The organism is Paenibacillus pasadenensis DSM 19293 (assembly GCF_000422485.1).
In the GTDB taxonomy this organism is placed as follows: Bacteria; Bacillota; Bacilli; order Paenibacillales; family Paenibacillaceae; genus Paenibacillus_O; species Paenibacillus_O pasadenensis.
In genome coordinates, this window is the sequence record NZ_AULW01000059.1 from 1 (window position 1) to 18173 (window position 18173).

The following is an 18173-nucleotide window of genomic DNA, read 5'->3' on the forward strand; positions in this document are numbered from 1 at the left end:
GGTGCTGGCCTTCCCGGAGGCCTACCGCGTGCGGCTGCGCACCTCCAACGGCATGGAACGCCTGAACGGGGAGATCCGCAGGCGCGAGACGGTCATCCGCATCTTTCCCAATCGCGCTTCCGTCATCCGTCTCATCGGAGCCATGCTCATGGAAGAGAACGAGTACTGGATGACGAAGAAGCCGTACATGGACATGACGGACTTCAAGGCGTGGAAGAAGCAGAAAGCCACTCAGGGCGCCGGCTCGGAGGAGCAGGAAACCAGCACCACCATGACGGAAGCGACGGACAGCCTTTAAACCCGATTCCATTTTCTACCGAGAAGTGTTTTTACACACAATTATGGACTTGACCCTCCGACGCGCCTCCTACCACCGAGTTACTCGATTTTTCCGCGCAACCGCCACTCCGACGCGCTTCCCACCACCGAGTTACTCGGTTTTTCCGCGTAACTGCCGCTCCGACGGCCTTCCAACTACCCCGTTACTCGGTTTTTCCGCGCAACTGCCTCGCCGTCGCACTTCCAACTAACCAGTTACTCGGTTTTTCCGCGTAGCTGCCACGCCGGCGCGCCTCCAACTAAGTTTTCCGCGCAACCGCCGCGCCGTCGCGCCTCAAAAGCCGCCTACCCCATCTGCCCGTACAGGCTGAACATCGGCAGCATGATCGCCGCGACGATGAGGCCGACGACGCCGGCGAGGAAGACGATGAGCAGCGGCTCGATGAGCGACTTCAGCCGGTCGACGGTGTTGTCGACGTCCATCTCGTAGAAGTCCGCGACCTTGGCCAGCATCTCGTCGAGCGCGCCCGTCTCCTCGCCGACCGCGATCATCTGCGTGACGAGCGGCGGGAATACCCACGACTGCTTGAGCGGCTCCGACAGCGGATTGCCCCGCCGCAGCGAGTCGGCGCTCAGCCGCAAGTAGCGGGCGATGACGCGGTTGCCGACCGCCTCCTCGACGATCTGCAGCGACTGCAGCATCGGCACGGCGCTCGCATACAGCGAAGACAGCGTGCGCGACACCTGGGCGATCGCGCCCTTTTGCTGCAGCTTGCCGAACACCGGCAGCTTCAGCTTCACGTAGTCGAGCGCATACGCTCCGCGCTGCGTCCGCTTGAACCCGAGCAGCAGCGCCAGCAGCAGCACCGCCGCTCCGAGCCACAGGTACCATTCGTTCTCGATGCTGGCGCTGAGCGCCATGACGACCTTGGTGATCGCCGGCAGCTCCGCGTTCATCGACTCGAACATGCTGACGAACTGCGGCACGATCGCCTTGAGCAGGTAGATGACGGCCGCGACGGCGAGCAGCCCGACGATGACCGGATAGGTGAGCGCCGACTTGATCTTCTCCCGCGTCACATGCCCCTTCTCGAAAAACGTCGCCAGCCGCTCGAGCGTCCCCTCCAGGTCGCCCGACTCCTCGCCCGCCCGGATCATGCTCGTAAACATGACGGGGAAGATGCGCCGATGCTCCATCGCCGCCTGCGAGAAGCTGCTGCCGCGAAGCAGCGAGGCATGGACGTCGCGCAGCGCCTTGCGCAGCGGCTTGCTCTCTGTCTGCTGGGAGAGGATGTCGGTCGCCTGCACGATCGGCACGCCGGCCCGGACGAGCGTGGCGAACTGCCGGCAGTAGACGATGAAGTGGGCCGGCTTGACGGGATTGCCGATGTAGATGTCCATCTGCAGCAGCGAGCTGCGATGCTCCTCCAGCGCCAGGACGACGAGCCCGCGGCGCCGCAGCTCCTCGACCGCCGACGACTTGTCCATCGCCGTCAGCATGCCCTTCAGCTGCTTGCCGGCGGAGCTTTTGACATGATAGTGAAACTGCGCCACGCGCTACTCCCCTCTCTCCTGCAGGTAAGCCCTCGCGTCGGCCGGATCGGCCGCGCCCTGGCGCAGCAGCTCCTGCACGCTGCTCTCCAGCGTGGCCATCCCCTGCTGCCGGCCCGTCTGCATGACGCCGCGCAGCTGATGGACCTTCTCGGTCCGGATCAGATTGGCGACGGCCGGCGTGTTGACGAGGATCTCCGCGGCGCAGACGCGCCCGCGTCCTCCCGCCCGGCGCAGCAGCCGCTGGGCGTGCACGCCGATCAGCAGCGAGGCGAGCTGCGCCCGGATCTGGCCTTGCCTGTCCGCTCCGAAAGCATCCACGATCCGGTCGACCGCCTGCGGCGCGTCCGCCGTATGGAGCGTGGACAGCACGAGATGCCCCGTCTCCGCCGCCGTCAAGGCGGCCGCCATCGTCTCCGCGTCGCGCATCTCGCCGACGAGGATGACGTCCGGCGCCTGCCGCAGCGCGGCCCGCAGGCCGCTGGCGAAGCTCGCCGTATCGCGGCCGATCTCCCGCTGGTCGATCAGCGAGCGCTCCTGCGGGTACACATGCTCGATCGGATCCTCCAGCGTGACGATGTGCAGGCTGCGCGTCCGGCTCAAGTGCCCGACGAGCGCCGCCAGCGTGGACGACTTGCCGCTGCCGGTCGGGCCGGTGACGAGCAGCAGCCCTTGCCGCCGCTGCGCCCAGTCCGTCAGCATGCGCGACAGGCCGAGCTCCTCCAGCGTCGGCGTCCCGTCCGGCAGCACGCGCGCCGCGAGCCCGAGGCCGCCGAGACGGCGGAATACGTTCAGCCGGTAGCGGCTGCCGTCCGTCTCGCAGGCGAGATCGGCCTCGCCCTCCGCGTCGAAGCGCTCCCTGCGGCTGCCGAGCAGCGGCAGCAGCAGCGCCTCCGCTTGCTCGCGCCCGAGCGGCGCCGCCAGCGAGACGGCTGGCGCCAGCGCCCCGTCGATTCGCAGCAGCGGCGGCGCTCCGGCCGCCAGATGCAGATCCGAGGCGCCCCGCTCGCGGGCCTCGCGCAGCAGCTCCCGCAGCAGTCCCTGCGGTTCGTTCATATCGGTCCAGCCTCCTTTTGCCCTTGCAGGCGCAGCCTGATGCGGTTCCCCGCGCGAGGCCGGCCGAGCCTGGCGCGCCGGCGCCCTGCTGCCCGCCTCGGACGCTCCATGGTCCATCCTCAGCGCAGCGCCGCCTCGCGCATCACTTCCTGCACGGTCGTCTGTCCCTGCAGCACCTTGTCCATGCCGTCCTGCAGCAGGCCGGCCAGGCCGGCCCGCTCCGCGGCTGCCCGCAGCTCGAGCACCGAGGCGTCGTCGCCGATCATCCGGCGCAGCTCGTCCGTCACGGCCAGCACCTCGTGGATCGCGATCCGGCCGCGGTAGCCGGTCTTGCTGCAGCTGCCGCAGCCGGCGCCGCGGTACAAGCGGTCCGTCTCGATGCCGTAGCTGCGCAGCAGGATCCGCTCCTGCTCGGTCGGCTCATGCGCCTGGCGGCAGTCCGGGCAGATTCGCCGGACGAGCCGCTGCGCGACGACGCCGACGAGGGAGCTGGCGATCAGATAGCTGGCGATGCCCATGTCGCGGAACCGGGTCACCGTGCTGACCGCGTCGTTCGTATGCAGCGTCGACAGCACGAGATGGCCGGTCAGCGACGCCCGGATGGCGATCTCCGCCGTCTCCGAGTCGCGGATCTCGCCGACCATGACGATGTTCGGGTCCTGGCGCAGGATCGAGCGCAGCCCGGCGGCGAACGTCAGCCCGATCGCCGGGTTCACATGCACCTGGTTGATGCCTTCCAGCTGGTATTCCACCGGATCCTCGACGGTGATGATGTTCTCGCTGTCGCGGTTGAGATGCTGCAGCGCCGAGTACAGCGTCGTCGTCTTGCCGCTGCCGGTCGGCCCGGTGAGGAGCACGATGCCGTAAGGCGACTCGACCATTCCTTTGAACAGCCGGTAGTTGTCCGGGCTGAAGCCGAGCTGCTCGATGCCTTTGACGCCGACGCTCAGATCGAGGATCCGCAGCACCAGCTTCTCGCCATGGATCGTCGGCAGCGAGGAGATCCGGATGTCCACCGTGCGGAAGTCGACCTGCATCTTGATCCGGCCGTCCTGCGGCAGCCGCCGCTCGGCGATGTTGAGCTTGGCCATGATCTTGAGACGCGCCGTAATGTAGCCCTGCATCGCCTTGGGAATGACCCGCTCCGTGCGCAGCTCGCCGTCGATCCGGTACCGGATGAGCACCTGCGTCTCGCCCGGATCGACATGGATGTCGGACACCTGCAGCTGCACCGCCTGCTGGATCATGCCGTTCACCAGCCGCACGACCGGCGAGTCCTCGTCGGTGATCTCCATCTCGCCGATCTCGTCCTGCGTCGGCAGCTCGCCCAAGATCTGGCTCATGGAGTCCTGCAGGCCGTAGAAGCGGGCGATGGCGCGCTGCAGCTCCTCTTTGGTGGAGATCGCCGGCTCGATCCGGAAGCCGGTGCTCATCCGCAGCTCCTCGATCGCGAAGTAGTCGAGCGGATCGGCCATCGCCACCATCAGCTTGCCGCCCTCTTTATGAAGCGGGATGACTTGATAGCGGCGCGCCAGGCTCTCCGGGATGATCTGGGCGATGGAAGGATCGATCTGGTACTTGAACAGGCTCACATGCGGAATTCCCAGCTGGAATTCCAGCACCTCGATGAGCTGCTGCTCGGTCATGTAGCCTTGGGCGATGAGCAGATCGCCCAGCTTCTGTTTCGTCCGTCCCTGCTCGCGCAGCGCCTCCTGGAGCTCCGTCTCCGTAATGACGCCGCTCTCGACCAGCAGGTCGCCGAGCCTTTTCCTCACCCTGTTCATCCCGCTTCCCCGCCTTCCTCTCTCCCCGCCGTCGCGGCTTGTCCTCCTAATTATCGAAAGGAAATATCGATAAGTTTAGGTCTTTAGTCTCAACTCGAAAAATAAATGAACGATTTTTCATAAATCGCATAGATATTATCGTTTAATCAATAAATATCGTCTTTTTATTTCAATATGTGAATAAAACCAGGTCTTTAACTTCCAATATGTGTTTTTTCGATGTCGAATCGATTATAATCAAACTATCCAAAATTAGTCTATATGAACTATGACCTTTTTCCGTATTCCACCATTCCATTCTGGAGGTAGATGCTCCCCATGGCCGCCCGTCTCCGCTCCGCGCTCTGCGCCCCTTTGGCGATCCTGCTGCTGCTGGCATCGCTGCTGTCGCTCTGGCCGCCATCCGTTCCTTCGGCGTCGGCGGCATCCGCCGCCAAGATCCGGCTGCTCGAACTGACGGACGCCGGCACGTCCGATCTGAAGCCGCTGCTCGGCTCCGCCGACTACGAGATCACGACGATGAAGATGAAGACGTTTGTCGCCTCCCGCGTCGACATCGACGGCCTGTACGACGCCGTCTACATCGGCAAGGGCAAGTACAATCCCGAGTCGATGTCCTATCTGTCCACGTCCGACGCACGCAATGCGGCGCATGACACGTCCAAGAAGCTCAACGACATCACGAACCTCAAGGCGCAGGAGCTGATCGACGGCTACGTCAACCGCGGCCTGCTCGTGCTTCTCTACAGCGACAAAGCGACGTCCGACGGCCTGCTGTATCAGCCGGCCCTCCCGAACGGAGAGTCAGGCGTGCTGAAAAAAAGATTTTCCATCTACCAGGAGAGCGGCAAGCAGCGGGAAAACGTGCTGTTCCTCGACAAGCAGGGGCTGAGCGCGATCGCCTCCACCTTGAAGCAGAACAAGTACGCGCGCCTGCTCTCGCTGAGACCGGAGCTGAACGTGACGGAGGCGCCGACCGACTATGTGACGAATCCGTCCCATTTCTACCGCGCGGGCGACACGCTCGTCTTCCGCTACGAACAGCCGGCCGAATCCCGCCTGCGCGCGAACCTGTACCTCAACCTGGACGCGTCGCTGCGCTTCCAGGCGGAGCAGGTCGTGGCGACTTCCGACGCCTCCGGGCCGTCCGGCGAGCTGCGGTACCGCATGCCGCGAGGCTACTCCGGGCTGTACTATTGGAAGCTGGAGCTGGTCGAGCTCGAGACCGGGCTGAAAAGCTACGCCTCCGGCGCCGTCCGCTTCCGCGACCGCCAGACGGAAATCAGCGTCCTCCAGGTGCTGCCGGGCAACGCCAACAGCGACTTGACGAAGGACACGGTGCTGAAGCAGAGCTACCTGAGCACCGAGGACTACCGGATCGCGCTGAAGACGGCCACGATCCAGGCGTTCAACACCAAGGGCGGCCCGTACGGGTACGACTCCATCGGCGGCAAGTACGACATGCTGATCTTCGGCTTCAAGGACTCGTACAACGGCAGCGCCCCGATCAGCGAGACGGCCGCCAAGGCCGTCAAAGACTTCATCGAGACCGGGCAAAGCGTCCTGTTCACTCACGATACCGTGTTCATCTCCGACGGCACGACCGACAACGTCTGGACGCGGAACTTCAAGCCCGTCACCGGACAGACCGGCCTCCACACGAACATCGGGCTGGGAGCGCCCAAAACATCCTCGACCGTCGCCAAAGTCAACGACGGCCTGCTGACGAAGTTCCCGTTCAACCTGGATGCCGGCACGCCGTCCGTCGCGACGACGCATGACCAGTACTTCATGCTCGATCTGGAGGATCCGACGCTCGTGCCGTGGTACAACATCACCGGCGGCACGCGGGACAACAGCGACAGCTGGAATCATTACTACACCTATTCCAAAGGCAACGTCACCTACTCCGGCACCGGCCACCAGGGCGACAGCGGCACGTTCCCCGATTGGGAGCAGCGCCTGTTCGTCAACACGATGTACCGCGCCTTCATGGGCTCCAACCATAAGCCGGAGCTGGCCGTCCACGCTCCCGCCGCCTACTCGGCCCAAGCAGGCAACTACATCCCGCACTACCAGCAGATCCCGGTCAGCTTCACCGCGGAGGATCCCGACTACAAGGACCGCCGGATCAGCGCCAAGGTGGAGTTCCTGTACACGGGCACGGACGGCAAGCCGGTCGTCCGCACGATGTCCGAGAACGCCTCGCTGCTCTCGGGCACGCTCGTATCCGAGTCGTATCCGAATCCGCTGCCGCAGGGCGGAGAGCTGACGGTACGCATCACCGCGACCGACCGGCAAGGCGCCTTCTCGACCGAGTCGGTGCGCGTCGTCGTGCGGCCCGTGACGGCCGGCCTTCAGGTCGACCGCTCCGTGACCGGCACGTTCAAGGAAGCCTATGTCGAAAAGGGCAAGGACTTTACGCTGAGCTACGTCGTCCGGCCGCAGCCGGTGACGGCGGCCAAAGGCCAGTCGGATCTCGTCATCGCCGCTCCGGCGTTCCAGGAAAAGCTGCCGCCGAATCTCGAGCCGGTCTCGCTGCCGCCCGGATTCCAGAAGAGCGGCACGCTCGCAAGCGGCTACACGGTGACGGGCACGCTGCCCGACATCCGCTACGCCGCCGATCCGTCCGGAGACGGCACGCGCTACGCGGCGGAGCCGGTTCCGTTCTCGATCACGGCCAAAGCCGCCGCGATCGGCAGGCTGCCGCTCGACCAGGCGACGCTGACGTACCGCAATCTCGGCCAGATCGCAGGCACGTCGCTCCGCTTCAACGCCCTCACGCTCGAGGCGATCGTCAAGCCGACCGCGCTGTCGCTGCCGGCGGAGGTCGACATCGCGTTCGGCCAGAGCTACAAGCTGCTGCTGACGATGGAGCCCGCGGAAGCGTCGGTCATCGGCTTGAAATGGACGACGAGCCAGCCGGCCCATGTATCCATCGAGGAGAGCGTCATCGGCGGCATCATGGTGAAAGGCTTGAAAATCGGCCAGTCCTCTGTCGTCCAAGTGACGGACGAGCTGACCGGCCTCAGCGCCAGCACGAAGGTGAATGTCATCCAGCCGGGCTTGTCGCTGAGCACTGCGGACGGAGGCTCCGTCTACACGCTGGGCAGCCGGATCGGACTGAAGTCGGTGCTCACCAAGGTGACGAGCGACGTGGTGCCGAGCGGCGCGCAGGTCGAATGGTCCGTCAGCCCGCAACAGGCGGGTGCGGAAAGCATTCGAGAAAGGCAGCGCACGCCGGGCGTCTGGGAGTGGACGTCGGGCTTTTATCCCTCCAGTCCCGGAACGTACACGCTCCGAGCCCGGCTGACCGTGCAAGGGCTGAACGACAAAGGCGAGCTCGTCTCCCGAACGTACGAATCTCCTGAGCCTGAGCTGAAGCTGGACATCGTCGCCCCCGACCTGCAAGTGAGCGGTCCGGCCGTCGTCGTCGCCGGCGACAGCGCGGCGTCATGGACCCGTAACTGGGGCGCCAGGCGGCCGGTCGGCACCGATGCCCCAGGCCGGGCTCTGACCTACGCCTGGAGCTGGGAGCCGTCCGCAGGCCCATCGAAGAGCCTGCCCGCCGACAGCGGCTATCAGAGCGTTCGCATGGATCCGTCCCTGACAGGGAGCGGCCATGTAGCGCTCAAAGTCACTCAGCCGCTGCAGGCCGGCGAGACGCCGATCGAGCTGGCCAAGGCGGCCCAGCCGGTGCGCATCATCGCCAAGCCGGCTCTTGCCGCCGGCAAGAGCGAGCTGCTGCCGGGCGAGCAGACGCAGCTGTCGCTCCGCTGGGACGGCGTCGCCGCGGCCGACATCCCCGAGCATACGGTCAGCTGGACCGTCAGCGGCTCCGGCACGCTCCAGGGCGATGCCGCGAACAGCCGCACGCTGACCGCCTCGAAGCCCGCGGGAAGCAGCGGCAAGGCGAAGGCAGCGGCCATCGTGACGATGGCGACGGGCTATTCCTTCACGGTAGAGCGGGAGCTGGGCGTGTTCGCGCCGGAGCTGGCGCTGTCCGCGCTGCCGGAGAGGCTTGCGGCGGGCCAGCAGCTGACGGTATCCGCGAGCTGGAGCCCGGCCTATAGCGGCAGCCTGTCCGCTCTGATCTGGAGCCTCGGCGGCGCTCCGGCCGATCGGGCGACGCTGGCGCCGATCGCCGGCAACCCCGCCAAGGCGCTGCTGTCCGCGGTCAGCCCCGGCAGCGCGACCGTGACCGGCTCGATCGAGCTGGGCTCCGGCTATCGCTCCAGCGTCTCCAAGTCCGTTCTGATCGGGGACTTCTCCCTGCCTGCCGCCCTAACGCTCGAGCAGGGCGCGCAGCTGCCGCTGCGGACGAGCGGCCTGCAGGCGCAGCCGTCCTCGCTCGCAAGCGAGATCCTAGGCGCCCTGCGCTGGGGCAGCAGCTCCCCGGCCGTCGTTTCGGTCGACGCAAGCGGCCGGCTGACCGCCAAAAAGCCGGGCTCCGCCGTCATCAGCGCTGTCTGGCGGGCGAACGGACTGCCGGGCGGCTCGCTGCAGCGGACGATTGCAGTGACGGTGAAGGCGCCGTCCGGCGAACGCCTCGGCGATCGCTATTGAAGGATGGCAAATGAAAAAACGGGACCAAGCGGAGATTTTCTCCGCTTGGTCCCGTTTTTTTCATTTGCCAGGAGCGGGCCGGCCCTCGGCCGCCCGATCCGTTCAGCCGTCCTGCGGCAGGAGCCGCAGCGGGCCGGTCGTCAAGCGGACCTTGCTCACCCGCGGCAGCGCCGCTTCCTGGCTGGCGAACACCGAGCTGTTGTAGTCGATGATGAAGCGGGCCTTTTCCTTGCCGAGGCTGCTCTGCTCCTGAAAGCTCAGCCGCTGCCGCGCCTCGTCCTCGACCGTGGACCCGAGCACGGCGTTCAGCGTCAGATCGCCCTTGGCGAAGAAGCCGCCGCGCATCCAGAAGGCGCTGCCGACGCCGTACAGGCTGGCCGAGCTCTCCGTGTAAAGGAACGCGTCCAGCACCTGTCCGTCCGCCTCGGCTCCGCTGCCGAATCCGGCTCCGACGGGCTGGAACGAGCTCACCCGGTACAAGTCGATCGGCCCTCCGCCGATCAGCACGAGCTCCTTGCGCGGGGCCGCGCCGCCCGGCTGCAGCCCGCGGATCGCCCCGTCGCGGATGTCCGTCCGGCCGAGCACGTAGACGGTGGCGTCGACATCGACTTGACCGGACAGCGTCATGCTGCCGGTGACGAGCACGTTGCCGCGCAGCCGCAGCGGGCTTGCGCCTTTGCCCGAAGCGCCATCCGCGCCGTCTTCTCCGCCGCCAGAGCCGCTCCCGCCGGGCTCCGCTCCTGGATCGGCGGCTTCATCGGCGCCGATGGCCGGACCGCGCAGCTCCAGATCGCCGTCCACGATCAGCCAGTTATGCTTGCCCTTGGAGGCAAAGTCGATCGCCGGAACGCTGGCGTCGAGCACGAGCGGCCCCGTCACGACAGCCGATCCGGCCAAGCCGGGAGCGCCGATCGAGGTCAGCCCTGCGCGGAATTCGGCCAGCTGCCGTTCGTGCTCGGCCACGGCGAGCTCATACTCGGTGACGGCCTGCTCATACTCGAGCCGAGCCTGCTCGTAAGCCTCAGGATCCGGACCCGCGCCAGGCGCCGCCGGGTCCGCCGGGCTCCCGCCCGGATCGGAAGGCTCCGGTCCGAGCAGGATGTCCGGCACCGCCGGCTCCTCCGCCGTCAGAGCCGGCTGCGCGCCCAGCCGCTCGTAGCGGGAGGCGTAGCTGGATTCCAGCAGGTCGACCAGCGCTGCAGCACCGCCCGACGCGTAGACGTTTTCGATGACGGTCCGATCCTGCTTGCCCGCCCCCTCGCCGAGCGAATCCCGCACCTTGTCCAGGAAGCTCGAACGGACATCGATCGAGACGAACTTTTGCGGAGGCTCGACGCGGATGCGCTGGCCGAGGCCATGCGTCTTGTCCCGGTCCACGCCGTCCGCTCCGGCCAGGCTCCGGTCGTACACCGCCATGTAGCGGTCTACGCCATCGGGATACGAGACGCCGTAGCCATAATGCAGCCTGCCGCCGTCGCCGGCGATGATCCAGCCGCTGTCGTCCAGCGGCCGGCCGTCCGCCCCGAGCATCGGGTCGAGAAAGAGGAACTGGGAAACCTGCGTCCGCCGCTTCCCGGCATAGACGTAGTCGGCCGTGTCGCTCAGCTGCAGCGCCTCTCCGGCGTACAGATTGCCGCGAAAATAAGGAGCGCCCCCGATCGTCACGACGCCTTCGGAGCCGAAGGCGTACTTGAGGAAATCCGGGTACGTGTCGAGCATGACCTCCTGCTGAAGCCGGCGCTTCGCCCCGTCCACCTCGGCCTCCGCGGTCACGACGAGCGAGTATTGGTAAGCCGCGCTGCCGGCGCTGCCCCGCGAGAGGCATTCGCCGTCGTCCGCGCAGCGGACGCTGACGACCTGATAGAACGGACGCGCCGCATCGAGCCGGCTGCCGCCGCTTCCTCCCTGAGCCAGCTGCTCGTTGAACGCATCCGTGAAGCCGGCCAGCTGCGAGCCGAGCGATTCCGGGTCGATGAAGCGGCCGTTGAACCGGTCATAGATGGCGGCGATCGCCTCGTCGAGCCCCTTTTGGGCGAGATGCACGCTCTGCACGTTCTCCTCGCTGCGCTCGGTCCGCATCGCGCCCCCGAGGCTCGCTCCGAGCACGGCGACGCCGAGCAGCGACAGCAGCAGGATGAGGAATACGACGAGCAGCAGCGAGGAGCCTTTGTCCTCCTTCATGGCCGAAGCCTCCTAAAAGCCGAATTTGCTTGCCAGATCGAGCGAGTACACCCGCCCGCCCGCTTCCCGCAGCAGGCGGAGCCGAATTTCCAGCAGACCGCTCGAGCACTCCCCGCCGCCGTCCGGACAGCGCAGCTCGATCGCCGAGCGGCCCTCGCCCTCCGTCGCCAGCTCCGAGCCGAGCTCCAAGGGCGTGTCCCCGATATACAAGCGGCCCTTGCCCTCGGCATCGCGGCGGATCGCCACCTGCTCGGATCGCGCCTGGCCGCTCCCGTCCGCGGCCGCCTGCATGACGATGCCGCTGCCCGCGGCTGCCTCCGCCTGTCCGATCCGCTCGGCGCCGAACGCGTACAGCCGCGCCATGACGGCGCTCATCGCCGAATCCGCATCCTCGCGCAGCCCGTTCTGCGCCTGCACGCGTCCGTAGGCGTCCGTGCCGAAGGAAATCGTGGCGTAGATGACGCCAAGCACGAGCGACAGCAGGCTGAGCGCGGCGATGAGCTCGATGAGCGTGTAGCCGTCCTCGCTGCGGCGCAGCCGTTCAACGAATCGTTTCATCAGTCAGATATCCCTCCACTCGCACCGAATCGCTGCGGCCGCCCGTCTCGGCGGCGACCTCCACCTGGACCGGCAGCAGATAGGCGGACAAAGCCTCCGCGCCGCCGCCGGCCGCCGCGGATCGGCCCTCGTCCTCCGCATCGGGACCGATGTCCAAATACGGCGTCAGCTCCGGCTGATAAGAGATGCGCACGACATAGGCGACTTCATTCACTTCCGGACGCAGCACATGGAGCAGCACGGCCGGGTCGCGCACCAGCTCCGCGTAGTCGGCGCAGTCCGACTCGCAGCGGGAGCCGTCCAGCACGGCGTAGCTGCCGCCTGCGTCCGGCACGGCCAGATAGTCGCGCAATGGAGCGAAAGGCTCCTTTTGGATGGAAGCCAGCGCGTTGCGCGCCAGATGGACGGCGATCGTCTTGCTCTGATTCTGCTTGCTGTAGCTCATGGCTTGGACGAAAAAGCCGCTGAGCGTCAGCGCCACGACCGACAGGATGACGATCGAGGCCATGATTTCCAGCAGGGTGAAGCCCTGTTCCTCGTTCACTCGCCGAAGCATGCCATACCTCCCGATTCCCGGATAACCCGCATCCCTTGAATATCGACCGGGAAAGGCTCGTTCATTAGGCCGAAGGTCTTAGGAAAGGAGGTCCTAAGGCCTTTTTTTATCGCCTTGCGGATATGTTCTGGACGAACAGCAAAAAGAGCAGCATCCGGTTAGGGATGCTGCTCTCTGCGTCGTCCTGTCGAAACCTATACGCGTTTGGCGCCGCGGCCGCCGCGCTTGCCTTCCGTGTTCTTCTTCAGGGACGAAATCCGTTCTTCGCTGTCTTTTAGGAAACGGGACATCTTATCCTCGAAAGAGGGCTTGCCGAACGCTGGACGACCGCCGCCGCCCTTGTTGAACGGCCGGCCGCCGCCACCGCCGCCAGGGCGTCCGCCGCCGAAGCCGCCGGGGCCGCGAGGAGCGCCGCCGCCGGGACCGCCAGGACCGCGTCCGCCGCCGAAGCTGCCGCCGCCGCCTTCACGGTTGAAGCGCTCGCGCGCAGGAGGCGCGCTCCCTTCTGGACGGTCGATCGCCTGCTTGATGGACAGACCGATCTTGCCGCTCGGATCGATGTTGATGACCTTGACGGTCACGACATCCTCCAGCTTCAGATGATCCTTGACGTCCTTCACATAATTGTCGGCAATCTCGGAAATGTGCACGAGGCCGGTGACACCCCCCGACAGATCGACGAATGCCCCAAAATGTGTAATGCCTGTCACTTTTCCCTGTAGTTTGGCGCCCACTTCTATTGCCATAAAATAAAATGTTCCTCCCTAAAAGTTGTGCGAAGCATGTTAACTGCCGCTACCATGCACTTCCCTGCATTAGAGGGCACGCTTGGTCTCAATTATACCGTAAGGCCAAAAGCAAGGTCAACAGACGGATGTCCCGGTCTGTCCCCGCCGAGAGCCCGTCATTCCGGGGCTGTAAGCAGCTCCTCGCCAGGCTTGACCCATCCCTGCTGCTTGCTCGCGAGCTGGGAAATATATTCCGGATCGTTGAGCTGCTTGATCTTGGCCTGCAGCTCATCGGTTTGCTGATGCAGTTGCTCCAATCGGTCCTTGGCGAGCGACAGCCGTTCCGCGGTCTCCGCCTGGCGCTGCGTTTGAGAGAACAGGGCATATCCTGCCCACGCTAGAATAACCGTCATCGCCACCAGCCACAGCTTGAATCTTCTGCGCGCGCCCGTCGTTTTCGGACTTTCCATCACGTGAATCCTCCCGTCTCTTCCAAGGGTTCGGCTTGTAGGACCGGAGCGAATCCAATCACCTGCGGAAAAGCCGCTTCCAAGCCTGCTTGAATCCATTCGACACTCGGGCCGCCTTTTCCTTCCATTCCCAGCGGACCATGAGCTGCCCCAGCTGCCTGCCGATCGGACGCAGCAGCGGACCCAGCATCCAGAGGATCAGAATTCCTGCAGGACGAACCAATTGTAGCACAATGCGGAAAAGGAACAAAGAAAAGGCGATCAAAAAACCTGTCAAAACGCGAACTAAGCGGTAGATCCCTATCAAGGGACGAATGACCAGCATGTCCGTCAGACGGACAAGCCAGCCGATGACCGCCTTCGCCGCCGCGATCATCCATTTGGTGAGCCCGACCACCAGTCCGCTGAACAGCAGATAATGAAGGCAAAGCCCGATGCCGAGCCCGAGATAGACGTACGCCCGCACCTCGCCGTCGTTGCTGGCGTACAGCACCCGGAATACGGCCAGCGCCGCGATCATCCAATAGGCGACGTCCAGCGGCGGCAGCATCCAGCGGGGGAAGCGCAGCTCGCGGGACACGACGCGGTAGCCGTCGAACGCCGTGCCCATGAGCACGCCCGACAGCAGCATCAGCGCCATCGTGAGGCCTTGGGTCTCCAGCGTCACTTGAAGATCTTCCCGAACAGGCTCTTGGACTTGGCCTGCTGCGTGCCGTCCAGATAGGCGAGCGTATGGATCAGACCCTCGATGGCGACCAGGCCCTGCTCCAGGCTGAGATGCTTCATATGCAAATTCTGGCCGCGGATGGCCAGAAATCCGAGCTCGGTCTCCAGCAGGAACTCCTCGTTGTCGAAGCTCTCGACGTTCAACACGCCCGTTATCTCCAGCAGCTTGCGGTTCAGCATCTTCACTTCCTGCCGCTTCTGCCCTTTCATCGGTTCACTCATGCCTCGTCCCCTCCTTATAAGCCTATGCTTATTAGGAGGGGACGAGGTTTAGAACCTATAGGAGTGGGGGGTAAGCTTCATTACCCGCGGCTCCGGCGGGCCAAACAGGCCGCGAAATTTTTTTTAAGATCAGGCGTCATGCCCCTTCTACGGATCGGCCCCGAGGGCAGGGACAATGAAAAAAGACCCCTCGCAAGGGGTCTTCAAAAGGCAATGGCTGGAAGCTGCGGCGCCGGGCTAGAAGCCCAGGCCGTCGTCCTCGCGCTCGCGCGCTTCTTCCTTGAGCAGCGTATAGAGCGTAGCCGCTTCATCCTTGCGGGTCGTCTCCGCCGTGCGCTCGACGCGCACGGTGATGTACTTTTGCCCGTACTGGATGCGCAGCTCGTCGCCGGCTTTGACGGAGCTGCTCGGCTTGGCCTCGCGGCCGTTGATCCATACGCGGCCCTGCTCCGACACATCCTTGGCGACGGTGCGCCGCTTGATGAGCCGGGAGACCTTAAGGAATTTATCGAGCCTCAATTACTTGATGGCTTCTTTCAGCTTGTTGCCGGCTTTGAATGCAGGAACCTTGGATTCCGGAATCGTGATTTCTTGGCCCGTTTGCGGGTTGCGGCCCGTACGGCCGGAGCGGGTGCGGGTCTCGAACGTGCCGAAGCCGATCAGTTGAACCTTGTCGCCGGAAGCGAGCGCTTCGGTGACTTCGCCGAGGAAGCCGTTCAGGACGGACTCGACGTCGCGCTTGGTCAGGCCGCTTTTCGTTGCGATGCTGTTGATCAGGTCGTTCTTGTTCATGATTGTTTCCTCCCGGAATAAGTAATGGATTCGGTTGAAGTGCATGTGCGCTGCCTCTCGGCAGCATCAGGGTCGAAACAAGAAGGCTCGGCCGCAGCGCGCGGGAAGCGTCCCGGACGGAAGCCGGCGGCGCCGCTTTTTTTCGAGGGATACGTAATTCGTGCCCCCGATGAAAAAATCCTGCTGCATTCGGAATTTTTTTTGCAGAATTCCGTCGAGAACGGGCGAACGATGGCGCAAAGGAGGCCGAATTCCAAGCGGGCGAATCTATAACCCTCTCTTCTTGGCTTCCTCCCACCAGCGGTCCATCTCTAGTAGATCAGTCTGGTCAAAAGATTTGCCGTTTATACGAAGCTGCTCCTCGACGTAGAGAAAGCGCCTCTTGAACTTGGCGTTCGTCCGCGCCAGCGCCTCCTCCGGGTCGGCGCCCAGGAAACGCGCGGCGTTGACGACGGCGAACAGCAGGTCGCCGACCTCTCCGGCGCTCGCCTCGGCGTCGCCAAGCCCGGCCGCCTCGCGCACCTCGCGCAGCTCCTCCTCGATCTTGGCCAGCATCGGCTCCAGCTCGTTCCAGTCGAAGCCGACCTTGGACGCCTTCTTCTGGAGCTTGTAAGCGGCCAGCAGCGCCGGCAGATCCTTGGGCACGCCGTCGAGCACGGAGCTGCGGTCCGCGTCGCGGCCCTTGATGCGCTTCTCCTCCGCCTTCATCCGCTCCCAGCTGGCGAGCGCCTCGCCCGCATCGGATGCGCCGTCCGCGCCGAACACATGCGGATGGCGGAAGATCAGCTTCTCGTTCAGCTCCTGGATGACGTCGTAGACGGTGAAGGCGCCCGTCTCCTCCTCCATCTGGCTGTGCAGCATCACTTGCAGGATGACGTCGCCGAACTCCTCGCGCATGCCGTCCGGATCGTCCGCGTCGATCGCCTCGAGCGCCTCGTACAGCTCCTCGATGAAGTTTTTGCGGATCGACTGATGCGTCTGCTCGCGGTCCCACGGGCAGCCGTCCGGACTGCGCAGGATGGAGACGATCTCGTGCAGCCGGTCGAAGCTGCGGCTGCGCAGCCGCTCGTCGTTGCTGGCGGGCACGTAGACGAGGCTGAGGTTGCCGTAGTCCTGTCCCCGGTCAAGCTCGTAGAGCGGCACCGTGACGATGCGCTCCTCCCCGGCGACGCCGAGCGCGTGCCCGATCGTCACCGGATGCTCCTCGGGATAGCGCTCCATGAGCGTCAGCTTGACGTCCGAGGCGGTGAAGCCGTCGTACACCTGGCCGATCAGCGTATGCAGCTGAGGCTGCAGCAGATGCGGCTGCAGTCCGGCCGCGTCGAGCAGCTGGAAGCCCTCGATCGGGTCGAAGCCGAGCCGCGTGAAGGCGATGTCGAGGAAGCTCTCGCCCCCGAGCACGGTCAGCTCGACGCCTTCGCGGGGGCAGCGCTCCCGCAGCAGCTGCACGGTGCGCTCGGCCACCATCGGATGGCCGGGCACGGCGTAAAGCACGGCTCGGCCCAGGCCGGCGGCAGCCGAAAGTGTAACGGCGGCGTTAGGCGGTACGGCGGCGGCGTCCGGCGGTACGGCAGCGGCGTTAGGCGCCACGGCAACGGCGTTCGGCGGTACGGCAGCGGCGTCAGACGGCACGGCAGCGGCGTCAGACGGCACGGCAGCGGCGTCAGGCGGCGCAGCGGCGTTCGGCGGCACGGTAGCGGCCTCAGGCGGCGCAGCGGCGGCGTTCGGCGCCACGGCAGCGGCGTTCGGCGCCACGGCAACGGCGTTCGGCGGTACGGCAGCGGCGTCAGACGGCACGGCAGCGGCGTCAGGCGGCGCCGAGCCCTTGGCCAGTCGGATCAGCTCGTCCGCGATCGCGTCGTACACCTCGGGGAACGACTCCGACTGCTCGTACAGCCGGTCGAAGGAATGGATCGGCACGCCGGTCTCGCGCAGCATGTCCATCATCGGATGCTTCGCGGTGCGGACATAGATCGCGTCCGCGGCTTGCAGCCGCCGCCAGATGCCCAGCGTCAGCTGGTCCGGGTCGCCGGTGCCGAGGCCGGCTACCGCGATCGACGGCACGGCTCCGCCGGAGCGGTTGAGGCTCGAATCGGATGTCATGGCGCGGTTCCTCCCTGTGGCAGGCGCGGCCCTTGCTCGCGCCCTGCGGCATAAGCCCCGGAAACCCTTCCGGGGCCGCCTCCTTTAAGACTTTACTTGGCTTGAAGCCAGGAATCAAGCGGCATCGTTCTCATTAAGGGAATATATGTAAGAAATAAGGCGGGACGAGCCGGCGCAGGGGCGGAGGCGCCGCGTTCGGCGGGTCAAGGCACTTTCGACTCCCTCGCGAGGGAGGTGGCACCGCGTTCGGCGGCTCAAGGCACTCTCGGCTCCCTCGCCGGGGCCGGGGGCGTCGAGATCGGCGAATCAAGGCACTCTCGACTCTCTCGCGGGGGCGGAGGCGCCGAGATCGGCGGGTCAAGGCACTCTCGGCTCCCTCACGGGGGCGAAAGCGGCGAGATCGGCAGTTCAAGGCACTTTCGGCTCCCTCGCGGTGACGGGGGCGCCAAGCTCGGCGGCTCAAGGCACTTTCGGCTCCCTCGCGGGGGCGGAAGCGCCGAGATCGGCAGTTCAAGGCACTCTCGACTCCCTCGCGGGGCCGGGGGCGCCGCGTTCGGCGGCTCAAGGCACTCTCGGCTCCCTCGCCGGGGCCGGGGGCGTC

The 18173-nt window shown here is 65.4% G+C and carries 15 protein-coding genes; 2 read left to right on the top strand and 13 right to left on the bottom strand.

The annotated features are described in order from the left end of the window. On the top strand, positions 1-298 hold a 298-nt coding region (locus H582_RS0108700; RefSeq protein ID WP_028598234.1), incomplete at its 5' end, for a transposase. Between the two features lie 326 nt (positions 299-624). On the opposite strand, the gene H582_RS0108705 is transcribed toward H582_RS0108700, so the two are convergent. From H582_RS0108705 to H582_RS0108715, 3 genes are all read right to left on the bottom strand, one after another. Continuing rightward, complete coding sequence (locus tag H582_RS0108705; RefSeq protein ID WP_028598235.1) at positions 625-1833, bottom strand: type II secretion system F family protein; 1209 nt, start codon at positions 1831-1833, stop codon at positions 625-627. Positions 1834-1836: 3 nt separating this feature from the next. Continuing rightward, positions 1837-2886, bottom strand: a complete 1050-nt coding sequence (locus H582_RS0108710) for a type IV pilus twitching motility protein PilT (protein ID WP_028598236.1) — start codon at positions 2884-2886, stop codon at positions 1837-1839. 119 nt (positions 2887-3005) lie between these two features. Continuing rightward, positions 3006-4670: a GspE/PulE family protein gene (locus tag H582_RS0108715; protein ID WP_028598237.1), complete on the bottom strand. Its 1665-nt coding sequence runs from the start codon at positions 4668-4670 to the stop codon at positions 3006-3008. A gap of 318 nt (positions 4671-4988) precedes the next feature. On the opposite strand from H582_RS0108715, the gene H582_RS0108720 reads away from it, so the two are divergent. After that, on the top strand, positions 4989-9236 hold the full coding sequence (locus H582_RS0108720; RefSeq protein WP_028598238.1) for an Ig-like domain-containing protein: 4248 nt from the start codon (positions 4989-4991) through the stop codon (positions 9234-9236). Positions 9237-9338: 102 nt separating this feature from the next. Here H582_RS0108720 and H582_RS0108725 read toward each other — a convergent pair whose 3' ends face one another. From H582_RS0108725 to yabN, 10 genes are all read right to left on the bottom strand, one after another. Next, complete coding sequence (locus H582_RS0108725; RefSeq protein ID WP_028598239.1) at positions 9339-11417, bottom strand: hypothetical protein; 2079 nt, start codon at positions 11415-11417, stop codon at positions 9339-9341. A 12-nt stretch (positions 11418-11429) separates the two neighbouring features. Continuing rightward, on the bottom strand, positions 11430-11975 hold the full coding sequence (locus tag H582_RS29930; protein ID WP_028598240.1) for a prepilin-type N-terminal cleavage/methylation domain-containing protein: 546 nt from the start codon (positions 11973-11975) through the stop codon (positions 11430-11432). Then, positions 11959-12531, bottom strand: a complete 573-nt coding sequence (locus tag H582_RS29935; protein ID WP_028598241.1) for a type IV pilus modification PilV family protein — start codon at positions 12529-12531, stop codon at positions 11959-11961. The genes H582_RS29930 and H582_RS29935 overlap by 17 nt, the downstream gene beginning before the upstream one ends. A gap of 194 nt (positions 12532-12725) precedes the next feature. Then, positions 12726-13277, bottom strand: coding sequence for a S1 domain-containing RNA-binding protein (locus H582_RS0108740; protein ID WP_028598242.1), 552 nt, complete (start codon positions 13275-13277; stop codon positions 12726-12728). Positions 13278-13435: 158 nt separating this feature from the next. After that, positions 13436-13729 carry an FtsB family cell division protein gene (locus H582_RS0108745; RefSeq protein ID WP_043111124.1) on the bottom strand — a complete coding sequence of 98 codons (294 nt, stop codon included), beginning with the start codon at positions 13727-13729 and terminating at the stop codon, positions 13436-13438. Between the two features lie 58 nt (positions 13730-13787). Next, positions 13788-14396, bottom strand: a complete 609-nt coding sequence (yabQ, locus tag H582_RS0108750; RefSeq protein ID WP_028598244.1) for a spore cortex biosynthesis protein YabQ — start codon at positions 14394-14396, stop codon at positions 13788-13790. Beyond that, positions 14393-14677 carry a sporulation protein YabP gene (yabP, locus tag H582_RS0108755; RefSeq protein ID WP_028598245.1) on the bottom strand — a complete coding sequence of 95 codons (285 nt, stop codon included), beginning with the start codon at positions 14675-14677 and terminating at the stop codon, positions 14393-14395. Before yabP ends, yabQ begins: the two co-directional genes overlap by 4 nt. A gap of 237 nt (positions 14678-14914) precedes the next feature. Continuing rightward, positions 14915-15196, bottom strand: a complete 282-nt coding sequence (locus H582_RS0108760; protein ID WP_028598246.1) for an RNA-binding S4 domain-containing protein — start codon at positions 15194-15196, stop codon at positions 14915-14917. Next, complete coding sequence (locus H582_RS0108765) at positions 15197-15469, bottom strand: HU family DNA-binding protein (RefSeq protein ID WP_028598247.1); 273 nt, start codon at positions 15467-15469, stop codon at positions 15197-15199. A gap of 267 nt (positions 15470-15736) precedes the next feature. Beyond that, a complete protein-coding gene (gene yabN, locus H582_RS26690; protein ID WP_084136935.1) occupies positions 15737-17572 on the bottom strand; it encodes a bifunctional methyltransferase/pyrophosphohydrolase YabN in 1836 nt (611 codons plus the stop codon). Positions 17573-18173 lie beyond the last annotated feature (601 nt).